The sequence below is a fragment of the Novosphingobium sp. ERN07 genome, from assembly GCF_012641335.1.
Classification (GTDB): domain Bacteria; phylum Pseudomonadota; class Alphaproteobacteria; order Sphingomonadales; family Sphingomonadaceae; genus Novosphingobium.
Genome location: NZ_JABAID010000013.1, coordinates 32,328 through 50,547, shown reverse-complemented (window position 1 = coordinate 50,547; position 18,220 = coordinate 32,328). Strand labels below are relative to the sequence as shown.

At 62.4% G+C, this 18,220-nt stretch carries 18 protein-coding genes; 7 read left to right on the top strand and 11 right to left on the bottom strand.

Features of this window, described 5'->3' with window-relative positions; all coding sequences use genetic code 11:
- Positions 1–49: 49 nt before the first annotated feature.
- Positions 50–1,591 (bottom strand): M28 family metallopeptidase, encoded by a 1,542-nt coding sequence (locus HGI47_RS15925; protein ID WP_168853760.1) that lies wholly within the window; start codon positions 1,589–1,591, stop codon positions 50–52.
- A gap of 118 nt (positions 1,592–1,709) precedes the next feature.
- Positions 1,710–2,495, bottom strand: coding sequence for a 3-hydroxybutyrate dehydrogenase (locus tag HGI47_RS15920; protein WP_168853759.1), 786 nt, complete (start codon positions 2,493–2,495; stop codon positions 1,710–1,712).
- 96 nt (positions 2,496–2,591) lie between these two features.
- Here HGI47_RS15920 and HGI47_RS15915 point away from each other — a divergent pair, with 96 nt between their 5' ends.
- Both HGI47_RS15915 and HGI47_RS15910 read left to right on the top strand, forming a co-directional pair.
- The gene (locus tag HGI47_RS15915; RefSeq protein ID WP_168853758.1) at positions 2,592–3,458 is read left to right on the top strand and encodes a neutral zinc metallopeptidase; all 867 of its coding nucleotides are present in this window, start codon (positions 2,592–2,594) and stop codon (positions 3,456–3,458) included.
- A 71-nt stretch (positions 3,459–3,529) separates the two neighbouring features.
- Entirely contained in the window at positions 3,530–4,186 is a 657-nt protein-coding gene (locus HGI47_RS15910; protein WP_206066243.1) for a hypothetical protein, read from the top strand.
- Here the strand turns inward: HGI47_RS15910 and HGI47_RS22425 are convergent, their stop codons facing one another.
- The 4 genes from HGI47_RS22425 to sdhC form a co-directional block, all read right to left on the bottom strand.
- Complete coding sequence (locus HGI47_RS22425; RefSeq protein ID WP_206066242.1) at positions 4,187–4,822, bottom strand: hypothetical protein; 636 nt, start codon at positions 4,820–4,822, stop codon at positions 4,187–4,189.
- Positions 4,823–4,959: 137 nt separating this feature from the next.
- Positions 4,960–6,771 carry a succinate dehydrogenase flavoprotein subunit gene (gene sdhA / locus HGI47_RS15900; protein WP_168853757.1) on the bottom strand — a complete coding sequence of 604 codons (1,812 nt, stop codon included), beginning with the start codon at positions 6,769–6,771 and terminating at the stop codon, positions 4,960–4,962.
- 3 nt (positions 6,772–6,774) lie between these two features.
- The gene (gene sdhD, locus HGI47_RS15895; protein ID WP_168853756.1) at positions 6,775–7,158 is read right to left on the bottom strand and encodes a succinate dehydrogenase, hydrophobic membrane anchor protein; all 384 of its coding nucleotides are present in this window, start codon (positions 7,156–7,158) and stop codon (positions 6,775–6,777) included.
- 38 nt (positions 7,159–7,196) lie between these two features.
- Positions 7,197–7,622 (bottom strand): succinate dehydrogenase, cytochrome b556 subunit, encoded by a 426-nt coding sequence (gene sdhC / locus HGI47_RS15890; protein WP_168853755.1) that lies wholly within the window; start codon positions 7,620–7,622, stop codon positions 7,197–7,199.
- 156 nt (positions 7,623–7,778) lie between these two features.
- On the opposite strand from sdhC, the gene bla reads away from it, so the two are divergent.
- The 3 genes from bla (at position 7,779) to HGI47_RS15875 (ending at position 10,624) form a co-directional block, all read left to right on the top strand.
- Positions 7,779–8,651, top strand: a complete 873-nt coding sequence (gene bla, locus HGI47_RS15885) for a subclass B3 metallo-beta-lactamase (RefSeq protein ID WP_168853754.1) — start codon at positions 7,779–7,781, stop codon at positions 8,649–8,651.
- Complete coding sequence (locus tag HGI47_RS15880) at positions 8,648–9,604, top strand: 50S ribosomal protein L11 methyltransferase (RefSeq protein WP_168853753.1); 957 nt, start codon at positions 8,648–8,650, stop codon at positions 9,602–9,604. The genes bla and HGI47_RS15880 overlap by 4 nt, the downstream gene beginning before the upstream one ends.
- A 222-nt stretch (positions 9,605–9,826) precedes the next feature.
- Positions 9,827–10,624, top strand: a complete 798-nt coding sequence (locus HGI47_RS15875; protein WP_168853752.1) for an enoyl-CoA hydratase/isomerase family protein — start codon at positions 9,827–9,829, stop codon at positions 10,622–10,624.
- On the opposite strand, the gene HGI47_RS15870 is transcribed toward HGI47_RS15875, so the two are convergent.
- From HGI47_RS15870 to recN, 4 genes are all read right to left on the bottom strand, one after another.
- Positions 10,609–11,112, bottom strand: coding sequence for a CinA family protein (locus HGI47_RS15870; RefSeq protein ID WP_168853751.1), 504 nt, complete (start codon positions 11,110–11,112; stop codon positions 10,609–10,611). The two genes, HGI47_RS15875 and HGI47_RS15870, sit on opposite strands and share 16 nt — an antisense overlap.
- Before the next feature lie 4 nt (positions 11,113–11,116).
- Positions 11,117–13,237: an NAD-dependent DNA ligase LigA gene (gene ligA / locus HGI47_RS15865; protein ID WP_168853750.1), complete on the bottom strand. Its 2,121-nt coding sequence runs from the start codon at positions 13,235–13,237 to the stop codon at positions 11,117–11,119.
- Positions 13,238–13,633: 396 nt separating this feature from the next.
- Positions 13,634–14,014 (bottom strand): putative quinol monooxygenase, encoded by a 381-nt coding sequence (locus HGI47_RS15860; RefSeq protein ID WP_168853802.1) that lies wholly within the window; start codon positions 14,012–14,014, stop codon positions 13,634–13,636.
- The gene (gene recN, locus HGI47_RS15855; protein WP_168853749.1) at positions 14,014–15,678 is read right to left on the bottom strand and encodes a DNA repair protein RecN; all 1,665 of its coding nucleotides are present in this window, start codon (positions 15,676–15,678) and stop codon (positions 14,014–14,016) included. Before recN ends, HGI47_RS15860 begins: the two co-directional genes overlap by 1 nt.
- A gap of 145 nt (positions 15,679–15,823) precedes the next feature.
- On the opposite strand from recN, the gene HGI47_RS15850 reads away from it, so the two are divergent.
- Positions 15,824–16,735 (top strand): UDP-2,3-diacylglucosamine diphosphatase, encoded by a 912-nt coding sequence (locus HGI47_RS15850; RefSeq protein ID WP_168853748.1) that lies wholly within the window; start codon positions 15,824–15,826, stop codon positions 16,733–16,735.
- Positions 16,732–17,796: a glycosyltransferase family 1 protein gene (locus HGI47_RS15845; protein ID WP_168853747.1), complete on the top strand. Its 1,065-nt coding sequence runs from the start codon at positions 16,732–16,734 to the stop codon at positions 17,794–17,796. The genes HGI47_RS15850 and HGI47_RS15845 overlap by 4 nt, the downstream gene beginning before the upstream one ends.
- A gap of 77 nt (positions 17,797–17,873) precedes the next feature.
- On the opposite strand, the gene trxA is transcribed toward HGI47_RS15845, so the two are convergent.
- Positions 17,874–18,194, bottom strand: a complete 321-nt coding sequence (gene trxA, locus HGI47_RS15840) for a thioredoxin (protein ID WP_168853746.1) — start codon at positions 18,192–18,194, stop codon at positions 17,874–17,876.
- Positions 18,195–18,220: the final 26 nt, after the last annotated feature.

Below are 18,220 nucleotides of genomic sequence, written 5' to 3'. Positions count from 1 at the left end.
GTCCGGGGAGATTCGTGGCGGCCCATGTAAACAGGAAGGCGCGGCTGCGCTAGGGGGTTTGACCCCGCTTTTGAACGGCTGTCGAAGCCTTTGTCGGATATCGCTTCACATCGGCAAAAGCGCGCACCAGTTCGACCTGCAGGTTCACATCATCGGCCATGCCACCGTAGTCGATCCGGTCCCCGGCTTCATCGCCCGGCCTATGATAGGTGTCTTCCATGAAGCGCTCGATCCGCTCCATATTGCCATAGCTGCCGCTGACCATGACCGTTGGCACATCATGCTGCATCAGTACCCACGAATCCTGTCGCTTGATATAGGCATTTGCCCCCTCGCCCACCGCCAGCTTGCGCTTCATGCGACGCACAACATCGGCAATCAGCGGATCGAGCCGTGTCATCCCCTTGCCCACCACACCAATCGGGCCACCTGCAGGAACAAGGCCGGTGCTGTCCACATTGAACGCGGCAACAAAGCGGTCGAGCCGGATCGGCGGATTTTCGGCAAATGCCATTGCCCCTAACAAGCCCAGTTCCTCGGCCGTGGTGGCAACGAAATAGACATCGCGATCCAGCGGTTTACCTTTGGCCAGCGTTCTTGCCGCTTCTGTTATCACGGCAAGGCCCGAAGCATTGTCTATCGCCCCGTTGCAGATCAGATCTTCGGCCGGGGCAGAAGCGCATTCGCCAAAATGATCCCAGTGCGCCATGACCAGCACCGCGCCTGCTGTCGCATTGCGCCCCGGCAAACGCCCGATCAGGTTATGCGTCTTGATCCGTGTCTCGTCGCTGGTCGCCTCAAACGTTCCGGCAATTCCCAGCGGATAAGGCGTAAACCTGTGCGCATTGGCATCTGCGCGCAGCTCCGCCACCGTGGGGTGCGCGGTGCCAGTGAGCAAAAGGTCCGTCGTGGCAGGCGAGATGAAAGCCTCAATTTCATTGCTCAGGCTGTCGCCCGCGACTGCATAGCCCGCCCGCCGCCGCCGTGCGACAACATCCTCCAGCCCGCGATCACCGTCGAGCACGGTCAGCACGCCCAGAGCCCCTGCATCAAGCAAGCGCCCCGCCCGATCCCCTGCATCGGCGGCAGACATTCCGGCGGGAAGACTATCAAGCATCACGGCTACCCGGCCTGCCAGTTCCGCACGGCCCACCCCGCCGCCCGTGGCGTGGCCCACGAACAGTAGCGGCGCATCCTGCACAAGGCTCCTCAGCCCCGATGTGACCACGAACACGCTGTCGGTAGGCAGAGAGACTCGCTTCTTTCCGCGCACGAATGTGGCGCGCGAAAGCACCGGTTCGCGCTCAACCAGTTCGACCGGCGCAAACCAGCCAGAGCCTGGAATATTGGTGCCCGCTTCAAGCCCGATGTCGAACCACTGCCGCGCCAGATAGCGCAGCGTCTTCGTCTCGCCATCGGTCCCCGGTTCGCGCCCGCCAAAATCGTCGCTGGCCAGCGTCTCGACATGGGCCTTCAGCGCGATTTCAAGGGGTGTCGCGCGTTTGGGCGCAGCGGGTGCAGAACCGGGAACGAGCGCGCCGACAAGCAGCACCCCCGCCACAGCACTCCGCCACACCCCCGCACGCTTCATCGCCAACCCCAAACGCCTTGTCGCAATCCCTTGCTCTCAAAAGCCGGGGCGTGGCGCAAGTTCCCAATTGCGGGCGCGAATATGAACAGAGCTTTACGCAGGTGCTCGGCAGGTCGCCTTATTGCGCCACCCAGCCGCCATCGACATTGTAGTTGGCCCCGGTAATATTACGTGCCTCATCCCGGCAGAGGAACAGCGCGAGTGCTGCCAGTTCGTCAGGCTGAACGAACTGCTTGCTGGGCTGGCGCTCCAGCATCACGTCGTTGATCACCTGTTCGCGCGTCATGCCGCGCGCTTTCATCGTATCGGGAATCTGGTTCTCCACCAGCGGCGTCCAGACATAGCCGGGGCTGATACAGTTCGCCGTCACCCCTTCTGTCGCCAGTTCCAGCGCCAGCGTCTTGGTCAGCCCTGCAATGCCGTGCTTGGCGGAAACATAGGCCGCCTTGAAGGGCGAGGCCGTGAGCGAATGGGCCGATGCCGTAAACAGGATGCGCCCCCAGCCCTTCGCCTTCATTCCCGGAATGCACAGACGGCAGGCATCGAAAGCGGACGTGAGGTTCAGCGCGATGATCGCGTCCCACTTCTCCACGGGAAATTCATCCACCGGGGCAACGTGCTGCATCCCGGCATTGTTGATCAGAATGTCCACTGCGCCAAATTCGGCCAGCGCGGTTGCCACCATCGCCTCGGTGCCTTCGCGCTTGGTCAGGTCTCCCGCGGCAAAAATCGCACGACCACCACTGGTTGCAGCCAGTTCTTCGCACAGCGTCGCAATCTGATCTGCGTCACCGAAGCCGTTTAGCACGACATTCGCCCCTTCCGCCGCCAGCGCCCGCGCATAGGCAAGGCCGATGCCAGAGGTGGAGCCGGTAACAAGCGCGCACTTGCCCTTCAGGAACATTCGATTACTCCGGGGTTTCTGGATGGGTTGATCGCACTGGCATTGCTGGCCGCTTCCCGCTTGTCCAGTCGCAAGTGCAAAAAGAGGGGTAGGCCGATGCGGCTCGACGATTTCGACAGTTCCATCAATGTCGAAGACCAGCGCGGCGGCGGCGGACGGTTTCCGCTGGGCGGCGGTGGCAAGCTGGGCTGCGGATCGATCGTGATCGCCCTGATCGCGGCAGTGGTTTTCGGCGTCGATCCTGCACAGATGCTTGGCACGCTGGAACAGGTCCAGAATCAAGCCCCGGCGCAGCAACAGCAGCAGGGCGGCACCAGCCTTGCCGAAAGCTGCTCTGCCAATGAATTCAGCCGCGAAAGCTGCAACGCGCTATCATCGCTCAACAAGACATGGACGCCGCTCTTCGCACAGGCCAACATTCCGTTCGAAACGCCCAAGCTGGTGTTCTATTCACAAAACGGCAATTCCGGCTGCGGCGCGGCGCAAAGTGCAATGGGACCGTTCTATTGCCCGGCGGATCAAGGCATTTACATCGACACCGATTTCTACACGCAGATGGACCAGCAGATGGGCGCGGGCGGCGATTTCGCGCGGGTCTATGTGATGGCGCACGAATATGGGCACCACATCCAGAACGTGCTCGGCACTTCCACGCAGATGCGCCAGATGCAGCAGCGCAGCCCCAGCCAGGCCAACCGCCTGTCGGTCGCATTGGAACTTCAGGCCGATTGCTATGCCGGGGTCTGGGCTGGCCGCAATCGTGACCGGATCGAAGCGGGCGATATCGAAGAAGGTATGCGCGCTGCGCACCAGATCGGTGACGATACCTTGATGAAGGCTGCAGGCCGTCGTCCGGTAGAGGAAGGCTTTACCCACGGCAGTTCCGCCCAGCGCATGGAATGGTTGCGGCGCGGGCTGGAAACAGCGGACGAGGATCAGTGCGACACGTTCAAGGCGCTTTGACGGCTGACACAACAATTCACGGAACCGAAAGGCAGGGAGTGGCGTAGTTGAGGCAAAAGGGGATTTTCACCATGCTTCGCCACGCTTTTCGCTTCGCAACGCTCCTGCCCTGCACGCTCGCGCTTTCGGCTCCGGCCTTGGCACAAACCGCCGTTTCGCAAGAAAAAGTGACCGCAGGCGATGTGGTGACCAAACCACTCAGCGATCTGAATATCAAGAAAGACGAAGTGCCCGAAATCCTCGTGACGGCGCGCGAGAAGCCCTATGATCTGACCGGCCTCAAACGCTGCCCGGCCATCGCTGCTGCGGTTGCGAATCTCGACGCTGTGCTGGGCGACGATATCGATGTGGCCAGCGATGATGGCAACGCCACCATCGATATGGGCAATCTGGCCAAGTCGGTCGTCGGATCGCTCATTCCCTTCGGCGGCGTCATCCGCGAAATCAGCGGCGCCAACGCGCAGCAGCGCAAATGGCAGGAAGCGATCTATGCTGGGTCCGTTCGCCGCGCCTATCTGAAAGGCGTGGGCCAGCAGCGTGGCTGCGCCTACCCTGCCCGTGCTGCCACAGCAAAGGACGCAGCCGCCATCCACGCGGCGCGCGACGCTGCAAAGGAAAAGGAAAAGGACGACAAGAACAAGGGCGATTCCAAATCGGCCAAGGCCAAATCGGGCAAGAATCAACCAGTCAGCTACGTCAGCAAACCGGTCGTCCAGCGGGCCCAGTAATCAGGATTTCGCCTGCAACTTGGCGATTTCTGCGTCAAGTTCCTGAAGCACTTCGTGGCGCACCTCATCAGACAGAGCCGTATTGCCCGCAATCGCTTCGCGGGCAGACCGGATGCCATTGATCGCCTGCGTCATGGCGTCACGCTCGATTTTGTCGGCATCGATGATCGTCTGCGCACCGCGCTTGCCATCGCGCATCACAATCACGCGATGCTTCTGATGGCCGTCGGATAGCCCGGCGACGGGCGGAACCGGTCGCACTGGTGGCAGCGGCGGGATGCCACGCTCCGCTTCGGCAATCCGGCGCTCTAACTCGGCATCCGATAAAGGACGATCGGTCTTGAACACGAACGTCTTGCCGTCGCGCATCGCGGCGCGGACATGCGCAGCTTCACCGCGTTTGCCATCCCGCTCGACGATGACCACCCGCGTGCCCTGCCCCGTCATCACCTGAACGTCCGGTGCGTCCGGCGGAATCGGTGGTGCGGGCGGCGCAGGCGGTGCAACTGCTGCTGCTGGTTCCGGCGGAGCAGGCGGCAGCGGCGGCGCAACTTGCGCCACGGCCCCTGCTGCCAATGCTACAATGCCCGCGCCCAGCAGCAAGCCCAGCGCCATATTCCTCTTGTCGAACGTCATCACATTGCCTCCCCGGCACTCCGGCCGCGTCGGCCAGAAACAATAACGCCGGGGTATCCCTACCCCGGCGTCATCGCATGTCATGATCGACAAACCGCTGGCCACACTGGACCAGCGCAGAGTGCCGTCAAAGCCTGTTAGTACACGCGCTTCTTGGGCTTGATGTATTCCACATCGTCGGTCAGCGTGAATTCGTGCACCGGGCGATAGTCGATGCGGACTTCGCCGCCCTTGCCGCCCCAGCCGTTGAACCACGTAGCGGTGTGCTTCATCCATTCAGCATCGTTGCGATCAGGGAAATCCTCGTGCGCGTGGGCGCCACGGCTTTCCTTGCGGTTGTGCGCCGAATGCATGGTCACGCTCGCCTGGCTAATCAGGTTGTCGAGTTCGAGCGTTTCCACAAGGTCCGAGTTCCAGATCAGCGAACGGTCTGAAACGTGGATGTCTTCCATGCGCTTGTAGGTTTCGGCCAGCTTGACCTTGCCTTCGGCCATCAGCTCGTCGGTGCGGAACACCGCCGCGTGGGCCGACATCGTGCGCTGCATTTCGGTGCGCACTTCTGCCGTGGGCGAACCGCCCTTGGCATTGCGGAAGTGGTCGAGGCGCGTGAGCGAAAGGTCGGCGCTGTCCTTGGGCAGCGAATTGTGCGCAGTGCCCGGCTTGATCAGTTCCTTCAGGCGCAGGCCGGTTGCACGACCGAAAACCACAAGGTCAATCAGCGAATTCGAACCGAGGCGGTTCGCACCATGAACCGAAACGCAAGCCGCTTCGCCAACCGCGAACAGGCCCGGAACGATGGTTTCCGGGTTGCCGTCGGCACCGATGGTCACCACTTCGCCGTGATAGTTCGTCGGAATGCCGCCCATGTTGTAGTGGACGGTCGGCACAACCGGCAAAGGCTGGCGCGTAAGGTCCACGCCAGCAAAGATCTTGCCGCTTTCTGTGATGCCGGGCAGGCGTTCGGCCAGAACCTTCTGGTCGATGTGATCGAGGTGCAGGAAGATATGGTCCTTGTGCGGACCAACGCCGCGACCTTCGCGGATTTCCATTGCCATAGACCGTGAAACCACGTCGCGCGATGCCAGATCCTTGGCCGAAGGTGCATAGCGTTCCATGAAGCGCTCGCCTTCGGAGTTGGTCAGGTAACCACCTTCGCCACGCGCGCCTTCGGTGATCAGCACGCCCGCGCCGTAAATACCGGTCGGATGGAACTGCACGAATTCCATGTCCTGCAGCGGGAGCCCTGCGCGCAGCACCATGCCGCCGCCATCACCGGTGCAGGTGTGGGCCGACGTGGCAGTGAAATACGAACGGCCATAGCCGCCGGTTGCCAGCACCACGGCGTGGCTGCGGAAGCGGTGGATCGAACCATCGTCCATACACAGCGCGATCACACCACGGCATTCACCGTTTTCCATGATCAGGTCGATGGCGAAGTATTCGATGAAGAAGTCCGCATCGTACTTCAGGCTCTGCTGATAGAGCGCATGGAGCATGGCGTGGCCGGTGCGGTCAGCCGCGGCGCAAGTGCGCTGAACCGGCGGGCCTTCACCCATGTTCTGCATGTGGCCGCCGAAGGGGCGCTGATAGATCGTGCCTTCGGGATTGCGGCTGAACGGCACGCCAGCGTGCTCCAGTTCGTAAACCGCAGCGGGCGCTTCACGCACCATGTATTCGATGGCGTCCTGATCGCCCAGCCAGTCAGACCCCTTGACGGTGTCATACATGTGCCAGGTCCAGTGATCGGGCGAATTGTTGCCAAGCGAGGCGGCGATGCCGCCCTGCGCCGCCACGGTGTGCGAGCGCGTCGGGAAGACCTTGGTGATGCAGGCAGTGCGCAGACCGGCCTGAGCCGACCCCATCGTTGCGCGCAGGCCAGAACCGCCCGCACCCACGACAACCGTGTCGTAAGTATGGTCGATGATCTTGTAGGCAGGCTGTGTCGTCATGTCTTATGCGCCCCCGAGCGCAATGCGCAGAACCGAAAGGATGCCAAAGGCGGCTGCCGCGAAGGGCACGATATTGACCAGCAGCCATGCCGCGATCTTGCCGCCTTCTTCGTGGACGTAATCTTCAAGCATCACCTGCACGCCCATGCGGGCATGGGTGAAGGTGTTGATCATCGTCAGGATCAGCGCGATCGACGGCAGCGGGCGCGCAACCCAGCCACGCACCGTGGCGTAGCTGTAGTCCGGCAGCAGCGCGAGGCTGACGACGATGAACGTGATCAGGACAAGGTTGCCCACAGCGGTAAGCCGCGCGGTGAGCCAGTGATGCGTGCCTTCGTGGGAAGAACCCAGCCCACGAACCCGACCGATGGAGGTGCCGTTACCCATGATGGTAGCCTCTCTTGCTATGCGATCCGTGCCGGCGCTCAGCGCAGCAGCACGAAAGCCCAGAATGCGATGGTGAGGAGGATCGAGAAGACGATCGTCAGGCTCGACCAGCGGGCGTTGGTTTCCAGCTCGTAACCTGCACCGATATCAAGGATCAGGTGGCGGATGCCAGAAGCGGCGTGCTGAAAGAAAGCCCAGGTCAGGCCGACCAGCACCACTTTACCAAGGAGCGACGTTACGGTCTGCAAACCGCCATCAGTGCCCAGCCACACCCAATCGAGGAACGTCTGATAGGCCTCAGCCCCGCTTGCCAGCGCACCGATCCACCACAGCAGCAGACCCAGCCCCCCGAACGCAAGACCGTTGCCGGTGATGCGATGCAGGATCGAAACCAGCATGGCCGGTCCCCAGCGCCAAATCTGGAGATGCGGAGAAATCGGCCGTGCCTTGCGCGTCTGCGCCATGAACATACCCCCTCGACTAGGTACAGCGGTCGCGGACGTCCGCGACAGGATTGCCAAGTCCTATTAGTCGAAAAGACCGGCCACGCAAGCGTATGCGGGATGTAAAAAAGGACAGCCGGTTGCACTGATTGATCGGGGTGCCTAGACGGTCGGTTCATGAGCATTGTCCTAGCCGCTCTGGCCGCCGCCACAGCCACATCGCCTGCCCCTGCGCCCGCCCCTGCCGATCCCCGGGCCGCACAGGAAATCGTCCGCCAGTGCGAAGGCAAGGACGGTTTTTCCGACCCGGCCCCGCCCGCGCGCATCTTCGGCAACGTTTGGTATGTCGGCACCTGTACCGTTTCCGTGCTTCTGGTGACTGGCCCGGAAAAGCATGTGCTGGTCGATGCGGGCATGGAAGATGCCGTGCCGCAGGTTCTGGCCAACGTTCGCAAGCTGGGCTTCAATCCCAAGGATATTGGCCTGATCGTATCGAGCCACGAACACTTCGATCATGTCGGCGGCCTCGCCGCGCTGCAAAAAGCCACCGGCGCAAGGTTCGTCGCCACCGCAGAAGCCGCGAAGGTCATTCGCTCCGGCAAGGTCAGCCCCGCCGATCCGCAGGCGCAGGAAATCCACGGTTCGCCCAAGGCAAGGGTCGATCATATCATCCGCACGGGCGATGTCATGAGCCTCGGCCCGCTGCGGCTTACCGCTTTCGCCACGCCCGGCCACACCGAAGGGTCGACAAGCTGGTACTGGAAATCCTGCGAGGGCACCGATTGCCGCACGGTGACCTATATCGACAGCCTGACAGCGCTTCCGCTCGGCACCTACCGCTTTGCAGATCATCCTGATCGCGTTGCCATGTTCCGCAGCACTTTCGCGCAAGTCGAGGCGCTGGAATGCGGCATTCTCCTCACCCCGCATCCGTCCGCCAGCGCCATGTTCGAGCGGATGACCGGTGAGCGACCGCTCGCCGATCCGGCAGCTTGCAAGAACCTTGCTGCCGGAGCGCGCGACCGTCTGGAAAAGGCGCTGGCAAAGTGAGCTGGAAAGTCACAATCTTTGCCCCGCGCGATGTTGTTCAGGCCGCCCTCATCGCGCATGAGGATGCGTGGGACTGGGACCACGATATCGTGATCGCGGGCAGCGAAATTGCCGAGGACAAGCCGGAAGACTGGCAGCTCGAAGCTTGGCTGGATCGCAAGCCGACCAAGGCCGACCAGAAAGCCATCGCGAACCTGTTCGAAGGCGCAGCGCCAAAGCTCAACATCGAAAAGTTGCCCGACGAAGATTGGGTAACACTCAGCCAGCAGGGCGTCGAACCGATCCGCGAGGGCGTGTTCCACGTTCACACGCCGGAGTATCCGCCGCTTGCCCAACCGGGCGTGCGAGATTTCGTGATCCCGGCGAGCCAAGCGTTCGGCACCGGCCAGCACGCAACGACCGCCGGTTGCCTCGCGATGTTGAGCCACATGAAACAGCAGGGCGTGCGCGTGCGCAACCTTGCCGATATCGGCACGGGCACCGGCCTGCTCGCCTTTGCCGGATTGCGTCTGTGGCCCACCGCCCGCGCCATCGCCAGCGATATTGATTCGGTGTGCGGCCCGGTGGTGGCTGAAAACGCCACCAACAACGATGTGCCGCTGGGCGACGGATCGGGCCGCATGGCGATGGTGATCGCGGCGGGCATGGACCATCCATTGCTGGAAGCCGCCGGGCCATACGATCTGCTGATCGCCAACATCCTTGCCGGGCCGCTGGTGGAACTGGCCCCGGCGTTCGCCCGCGCTGTGGTGCCCGGTGGATCGGTGCTGCTGGCAGGCCTGCTCGAAACGCAGGAGGCCACTGTGCGTGCCGCCTATCGCAAGGCTGGCCTGCGTCTTGCTGCACGGATGGTGCGCGGCGACTGGTCGATCCTGTGGCTGCGCCGCCGCGCGGGTGGGCGCGTTCGGTCGAGTCGCGTTGGGCAGTTGCCGGAGTGGTCGAAACGGTGGTGAGCCGTTCAGGTTCACGCTTGCAAGCCTGAACAGGTTTACACAGTTTACACGGTCCAGAGAGAAAACGGCCAAGCCCTGCACGGACGCATTTATGGCGTTCAAAACATTGAGGGCACGGTCGTTTTCCATCGACAGACCATGCCTTTTCGCGGCCGTGTAGGAAAATGGTTTGCTCGACCTGCCTCGCCTGCTTAATCACTCGATTAAATCGGGAGATGCAGGATGGGCTACCAAACTTTCACCATTGAAAAGCGCGGGGCTGCGGACTGGTTGACGCTCAATCGTCCGGATGTGCTGAACGCGATTTCGCTGCTGATGGTGCAGGAACTGTCGGGCTATTTCGGCCAGCTGTTCCACGATCGCGATACGCGCGTGGTGGTGATGCGCGGCGCAGGCAAGGCGTTCTGCGCGGGGCTGGATATCAAGGAGCGCGCAGGGAGCCGCGATGAAGTGCCGTTTGCGGGCGGGTTCGGATTTCAGGGCTTGCTTGCGGACGTCTATATCAAGATGCGGCGCTGCCCGCAGCCGATCGTAAGCCTTGTTCACGGTGCGGCCTGCGGAGGCGGATTTTCCTTCGTGCTGGCATCGGACATCCGCGTTGCAGGCGAAAGTGCGAAGATGAACGCCGCCTATATCAAGCTGGGCCTTTCTGCCTGCGACATGGGATGCAGCTATTTCCTGCCGCGCCTTGTCGGCACTTCTGTGGCGAGCGAACTGATGCTGACCGGCCGCTTTATCCATGCGCCCCGCGCCTTGGCGACAGGACTGGTTTCGCAGGTGGTGCCTGACGCAGAGCTTGAGGCTGCTGGCGAAAGCTATGTCGAAGACCTGCTTGCCGCATCGCCAATGGGGCTGCGGATGACCAAGGAAGGCTTGAACCTTGCCATTGATGCGCCCAGCCTTGAAGCCGCGATGGCCATCGAAAACCGCAACCAGCTGATGACATCGGCCAGCCCAAATTTCCGCGAAGGAATGCAGGCATTTCTGGAAAAGCGGAAGCCGAACTACTTGCCAGAATGAGCGACCAGCGCATCGCGCAAAAGCTCCAGCGCGCGCTGCGTAAAGCTCTGCATGTTTGCTAGTCTGTCGTTACTGTCAGTCACGGTCAGCGTTGACGCTGCAATTCCATCGGGGCCGGCCAATCCCACCGCGCTGGTGCCGGATGCCACGCCAAGCGGATGGGCGCTGCCGCCCGAAGCACCGGTTTCGGCAATACCCCAGTCCGCGCCGTAGCGTTCGCGGATCAGGCGGGCCTGCGCGATGGCATAATCCTCAGTGGCAGAGGTAAAACCCCGCAGGGAACCGGGCGGATGATCGAGCACGATCCGCCGCCCTTTGAGAGTATAGATCACCCCGCCGCCAAGATAGAATGCCGACGCGCCGGGCATCGCGAGAAGGCTGGCAGAGATCAGTCCACCGGTCGATCCGTCGACGACCGCGATGGTCTGCCTGCGCGCCTTGAGCAAGGCACCCGCCTCTGCGGCTATATCGGCCAGCGCAGCAAGCATCAGCCTATCCCGCCTGCCTGACGATTTCGGCCCACGCGGCTTCATCGATCACGTCAATACCGAGCGCTGCGGCCTGTTTCAGCTTTGATCCCGCGCCAGGCCCGGCCACGACCAGATCGGTTTTTGCAGAGACGGAACCAGCCGCGCGTGCGCCCAGTGCTTCGGCCTGCGCCTTTGCTTCATCCCGGCTCATGGTTTCGAGCTTGCCGGTGAAGACGATGGTCTTGCCCGCAACGGCGCTGTCTTTGGTTTCCACGACGTAGGGCGGCGGGGAGACTTCGGAGAGCAGGTCTTCCCAGACAGCGATGTTGTGCGGTTCGTGGAAGAAATCGCCCAGCGCCTCGACCACGACCGGGCCGACGCCATCGATGGAGAGAAGTTCGTCTTTAGAGGTTTGCGAACTCTCCGGCCCCTCCACCAGCTTCGCTGGTCCCCCTCCCCGTTCCGGGGAGGAATGGGCCAGTTCTGCTGCATGTCGAAGCGCTGGCAGCGTGACGAACCGCTTGAGCAGGTCGCGTGCTGTCACCGCACCGACATGGCGGATTCCCAGACCGAATAGTAGCCGCGCAGCGTCGGGTTCGCGCTTTGCTTCGATGGCTGCCAACAGGTTGTCCACAGATTTGTCCTTCCAGCCTTCGCGCCCGACGATATCGCTGCGGCGCTTGCGCAGGCGGAAAATGTCGGCGGGGCTTTCCAGCCAGCCAAGCTGGAAGAACTCGATAATCGTCTTCTCGCCCAGCCCTTCGATATCTAGGGCAGCGCGGCTAACGAAGTGCTTAAGGCGTTCGACGCGCTGGGCCGGGCAGATCAAGCCGCCAGTGCAGCGCACATCGACTTCGCCCTCTTCGGCAACAGCTTCGGACCGGCATTCAGGGCAATGATCGGGGAAGTGGTAGGGTTCGCGCGTCTCATCGCGCGTCAGGTTCTCGACCACTTGCGGGATCACGTCGCCCGCGCGCTGGAGCACGATGCGGTCTCCCACGCGCACGCCGAGGCGGCCGATTTCGTCGCGGTTGTGCAAGGTGACGTTGGTGACGGTGACGCCGCCGACCAACACCGGCTTGAGGCGTCCCACAGGCGTCAACTTGCCGGTGCGGCCCACCTGAATATCGATGGCTTCGAGCGTGGTTTCAGCGCGTTCGGCGGGAAACTTGTGCGCGATGCCCCAGCGCGGGGCCTTGGCGACGAAGCCGAGGCGGTCCTGCCAATCGAGCCGGTCGACCTTGTAGACCACGCCATCGATATCATAGGGCAGATCGGCGCGCTGCGCGCCGATGCTGCGATAGTGCGCGACCATTTCTGCCGCAGAATTGCACCGCACCAGCAGCGGAGAGACAGGCACGCCCCAATCCGCGATCTTGCGCATCATCTTGTACTGGGTGCTGGCCGGAACTTCGCTCGCCGCGCCCCAACCGTGGGCGAGGAAGCGCAAGGGGCGGCTTGCGGTGACGCTGGCATCCTTCTGGCGCAGCGATCCGGCAGCGGCGTTGCGCGGGTTGGCAAAGATTTTGTCGCCGCTTTCGGCCTGCCGGGCGTTGAGCGCGAGGAAGTCTTCCTTGGCCATGTAGACCTCGCCGCGAATTTCGAACACGGCGGGGATATCGAACAGGCCCTCGCCCTTCAGTTCCTGCGGAATATCAACAATGTGCGCCACATTGGCCGTCACATCCTCGCCCACCTGCCCGTCCCCACGTGTGGCGGCGCGAACCAGTTTGCCGTTTTCGTAGCGTAGCGAGCAGGACAGGCCATCAATCTTGTCCTCGGCGGTCATCACCACTTCGGCATCATCCGGCAGCGCCAGAAAGCGCCGGACGCGCGCCACGAACTCTTCAACTTCCTCGTCGGTAAAGGCGTTGTCGAGGCTCATCATCCGAACCTCGTGCGCCACCTTGCGCAAGGGCGAGGAAGCCACCTCATGGCCGACCTGCGCGCTCGGGCTGTCAGGCCGGATCAGGTGCGGATAGGCGGCTTCAAGCTCTGCATTGCGGCGGACGAGCGCATCATACTCCGCGTCCGAGATTTCGGGCGAATCCTCGGCGTGGTAGAGCCGGTTATGCTTAGCGATCTGTTTGGCCAGCCGCATGAGTTCGTTGGCAGCATCGGCCTCGGTGGTTTCAGATGCCATCGCTCACACAACGTCCGAAAGCAGAATATGCGGAAAGTAGACAGACACGTCAAAACCCCCAAAGAAATGGATTAGTCAACACTAGTAGTGCAGAGTTTACGGTTACCCATGCCAACCCACGCCAACGGTCAGACTCTCCGCCAAAGTACCTCATGAACCGTCCGAAGTTCCACCAACCCACTGGCAACGCAATAATGCTCCAACCCAGAACCCAAGCTGCATCGGGGAATGACGTGGCTACGAAAAGTGCCTTTACGGCAGATCCGGCAAAAAAGAGCAGGGCCAAGGACCAGGCGAGGCAGCCAAGCGAACTGGCACCCCAAGCCAGGGCAACAAATGGCATAGCGATCGTGTCAAGTGCCGCCCTGATAGTGTTACCAGAGGGCATTCTGAGGCTCACTGGCCGCTACCTGCCCGCTCCACCTCAGCCCTCGCCCCAAACCCCGCTATGATCGGGCGGGCCTTGCGGATGGCTTCCTGCACTTGTGGCAGGGCTAGGCTCGCTTTGTGCGAGGCTTCATCGCGCCATACTTCGGTGATCCACACGCTGTTCTCGTCGCCCTTATCGCGCCAGATCTGGTAGGCGAGGTTGCCGGGCATGTCCTTCGACCCTTCGCCCAGATAGGTGATCAGTTCCTCGCGCTTGCCGGGGCCAGACATCATCTGGCCGATGATGGCGTAGACGTTTTCGGGTTCGATCTCTTCCATCGCCAGACCTTTTCTTGAAACGAGAAGCGCGGCACCTGCGCCGACAAGCACCGTGCGGCGGGCGAACATCACGCCTTTTCCAGCAGGCGGTCTGCCTGCGCGCGCGCTTCTGCCGTGACCTCCGCGCCCGAAAGCATCCGCGCGATTTCTTCCTTGCGGGCTGCGGCATCGAGCAGGCCGACAGAGGTGCGCGTGACGGTGCCTTCAGAGGATTTGGCAATCATATAGTGCCGGTCCCCGCGCGCGGCCACTTGCGGGCTGTGCGTGACAGCAAGCAGTTGTCCGTTGCTGGCAAGGCGCGACAGACGATCACCGATGGCGCTGGCGACCGCGCCGCCAACGCCGCGATCGATTTCGTCGAAGATGATCGTGGCGGCCCCGCCCTCTTCCGCCAGCGCGACCTTGAGCGCGAGGATGAAGCGGGAAAGTTCGCCGCCCGAAGCGATCTTGCCGAGCGGGGCGAACTCCGCGCCGGGGTTGGTGGAGATGAGAAACTCCACCGCATCGATCCCGCCCGCGCCCCAGCGATCTTCCGGCAGACGCAAAACGGCGGTGTGGAACTTGGCGGCATCGAGTTTGAGAGGCGCAAGTTCGGCGGCCACCGCCTTGTCGAGCCTGCGCGCGGCTTCGGCCCGCGTGACAGAGAGCGTTTCAGCTTTGGCCTGATAATCGAGCGCGGCTTCGCGCGCAGCGCGTTCAAGGCCTGCAATCTGCGCTTCGCCGCCTTCGATGGCATCGAGCGCGGCGCGCATTTCGTGCATCTTGTGCGGCAGTTCGTCTACCGTGCAGCCGTGTTTACGGGCCGCGGCGCGCAAGTCGAACAGGCGTGTTTCGATACGGTCCAGCAGCGACGGATCGTGGGCCAGTGCTTCAGCAGCGCGCGCAAGCTTGTCCTCGGCCTCACCCGCTTCGATCACTGCGCGGTCAAGCGATTCCAGCGCTTCGGCCAGCATCGGATGCTCGCCCGCAATCCGGTCCAGCCTGCGCGCAGCGCTGCGTAAGGTGGCAAGCGCCGAATCCGAACCTTCCCACAGGCGTTGCAGTTCCACCAGATCACCCGAAAGGCGTTCGCCCTTCTGCATATCGGCGCGCTGGCCGGCGAGGTCATCTTCCTCACCGATGACAGGCTGGAGTGCGTTGAGTTCGGCAAGGTGTGCGAACAGCAGATCCTGCTCCTCCGCCGCCCTCGCCACGCGGGATTGCGCCGTTTCGAGCGCGTCTTCGGCCTTGCGCCATTTGGTCCACGCCGCCTCTACGCCAGCGACATCGGCGCCGGCATAGCGATCCAGCAAGGCGCGGTGGCCGCGGGCGTTTACCAGACCGCGATCATCGTGCTGGCCATGCAGTTCGACAAGGCTGCGCGCCAGTTCGCGCAGAAGGGCCACGCCAACCGGCTGATCGTTGACGAAAGCTTTGGAACCGCCATCAGCCTTCAGGCGGCGCTTCACGATGAGCGGTTCGCCCGGCTCCACATCCACCTCAGCCTCGGCCAAAGCGTAGCGAATCGCATCTGGCAGGCGGTCAAACTCGAAAGTGGCGACAACGCTTGCCTGATCTTCACCAGCCCGCACCAGACCGCTGTCGGCCCGATCCCCCAGCACCAAACCCAACGCATCGAGCAGGATCGATTTGCCCGCGCCGGTTTCACCCGTGAGCACGCCCAGCCCACCGGCGAACGATAGGTCTAGCGCTTCGATGAGCACGACATTGCGGATCGAAAGGCTGGTGAGCATCGCGTGATTCTCTAGCGCCTGAAATCTTGCGCGTCACCATAGGACGTCACCATTCGTTCTACACTTGTTTCATCGAGGTTACACAGTGCCACACAGGCGCAATGCGAATCCGTCAAATGAGGCTCACATCGAAAGAGGTGCGCTCATGGCTACCAATGCCAAGCATGACGGCAAGACCCCGTTCAAATCCGCAGCAGACCTGGTTTCCTCGATTCCGGCATGGCTCGACCTGCCAGAGCCGCGCGGCTTCCGCCCGAAGCGGAAATACCGAACCGTGTGGATTTCCGACCTCCATCTCGGCACGCGCGGCTGCAATGCCACGATGCTGCTGGACTTCCTTTCGGCCATCGAATGCGAAACGCTCTATCTGGTCGGCGACATCGTGGATGGCTGGCGGCTGAGCAAGGGCTGGTACTGGCCCGATGCGCACAACGAAGTGGTCCGCCGCATCCTGAAGATGGCGCATCGCGGAACGCGCGTCATCCTGATCGCGGGCAATCATGACGAAATGCTGCGCCCTTACGCTGGCATGAGCTTTGGCGGTGTGGAACTGGCGCTCGATACGATCCATGAAACCGCCGATGGTCGCCGCCTGCTGGTGACGCATGGCGACGGGTTCGATGGCGTGGTGCTCTATGCCCGCTGGCTCGCGTTTCTTGGCGACAAGGCCTATTCGGTGCTGCTGCGGGCGAATGTGTGGGTCAACATGATCCGCCGCCAGTTCAAGATGCCGTACTGGTCGCTGTCATCCTATCTGAAGAAGCGGGTGAAGAACGCAGTCCAGTTCGTCTGCGATTTTGAGGAAGCCGTGGCCCACGCCGCGCGGGACATGGGTGTGGAAGGCGTGGTTTGTGGGCACATCCACTGCGCCGAAATCCGCCAGATCGGCGATATCACTTATTACAACGACGGTGACTGGGTGGAAAGCTGCACGGCGCTGGTCGAAGATCAGATGGGCCAGATCAGCATTCTTGACTGGGCGGACGAAACCCGCCGCGCGGCAGCGGTAAAGGCCGCGCTCAAACCCATTCCCGCGCTTGAGGAGGAAGTGGCATGAGAATCGCGATCTGTACCGATGCCTGGCATCCGCAAGTCAATGGCGTGGTCCGCACGCTTTCTGCCACGGTAGACCGGCTCACGTCACGCGGGCACGAGGTTGAACTGATCACGCCGGGCCAGTTCCGCACCCTGCCCCTGCCCGGTTACAGCGAAATCCGACTGGCGATGGCACCGCGCTTTGGCACGCGCCGCACGCTGGCCGATTTCCGCCCCGACGTTGTTCACATCGCCACCGAAGGCCCGATTGGCTGGAGCGCGCGCAGTTGGTGCAAGGCCAATGGCGTGCCCTTTACCAGCGCCTTTCACACCCGGTTTCCTGAATACGCCGCCGTCCGCACCGGCCTTAGCGCAGACCACTTCTGGCCGCTGATGCGCAGGTTCCACGGGGCGAGCCGCGCGGTTCTGGTGTCAACGCCAACGCTGGCGGGCGAACTGGCCGCACAGGGCATTGGCCACACGCGCCTGTGGACACGCGGAATCGACCGCGCGCTGTTCCGCCCGGGCCACGAACCGCTTCCCGCGCTGGCAGACCTGCCCCGCCCCATCATGCTCAATGTCGGGCGCGTGGCGATTGAAAAGAACCTGACCGCGTTTCTCGATGCCGAAGTACCCGGAACCAAGGTGGTTGTTGGCAACGGGCCGGATCTGGCACGTCTGAAAGCTGCTTATCCGCACGTTCAGTTCGTCGGCGCGATGCATGGCGAGGATCTGGCCAGCGCCTATGCCGCCGCAGATGTGTTTGTTTTCCCCAGCCGCACGGACACCTTCGGGCTGGTCATGATCGAAGCGCTGGCTTGTGGGCTACCGGTTGCGGCGTTCGCCGTTCCCGGCCCGCTCGATGTGATCGGCAAGTCCGGCTACGGCCCGCGTGGCGATTTGCCGATGCGGATCGGTGCGCTGGACGACGATCTTGCGCTGGCCATCCAGAAGGCTTTGCGCTGCGACCGCATCGGCGCTGCGGTGCAAGGCGCGCGCTACAATTGGGATCGCGCGACAGACGAATTTCTGGCTGCGGTCAGCGAAGCCGTGCAGCCCGTGCGTGAGGCTGAACCGGCCTGATTTCTGACGATTCGTTCCGTAAAAACACCGAGGCCCCCGCTTTCGCGGGGGCGCAAAGTGTGCCCCAACGGCAGTGATCAGAGAACGCTTTCCAGCCAGCCCTTGAGTTGGCTCTTGGGCGCTGCGCCCAGCTTCTGCGCCACCGGCTTGCCATCCTTGAACAGGATCATCAGCGGGATCGACTGCACGCCGAACTGGCTGGCAGTGTCGGTGTTTTCCATGATGTCGACCTTGGCGATTTCCACCTTGTCGGCCAGTTCTTCCGAGATTTCTTCAAGCGCGGGCGCGATCATCTTGCACGGGCCGCACCAGTCTGCCCAGAAATCGACGAGCACGGGCTTGCTGCTGCCGAGAACTTCGCTGGCAAAAGTGGCGTCGGTTACGGCCTTGGTCGACATTTCGATGAACTCCTGTTTGGTTGAAT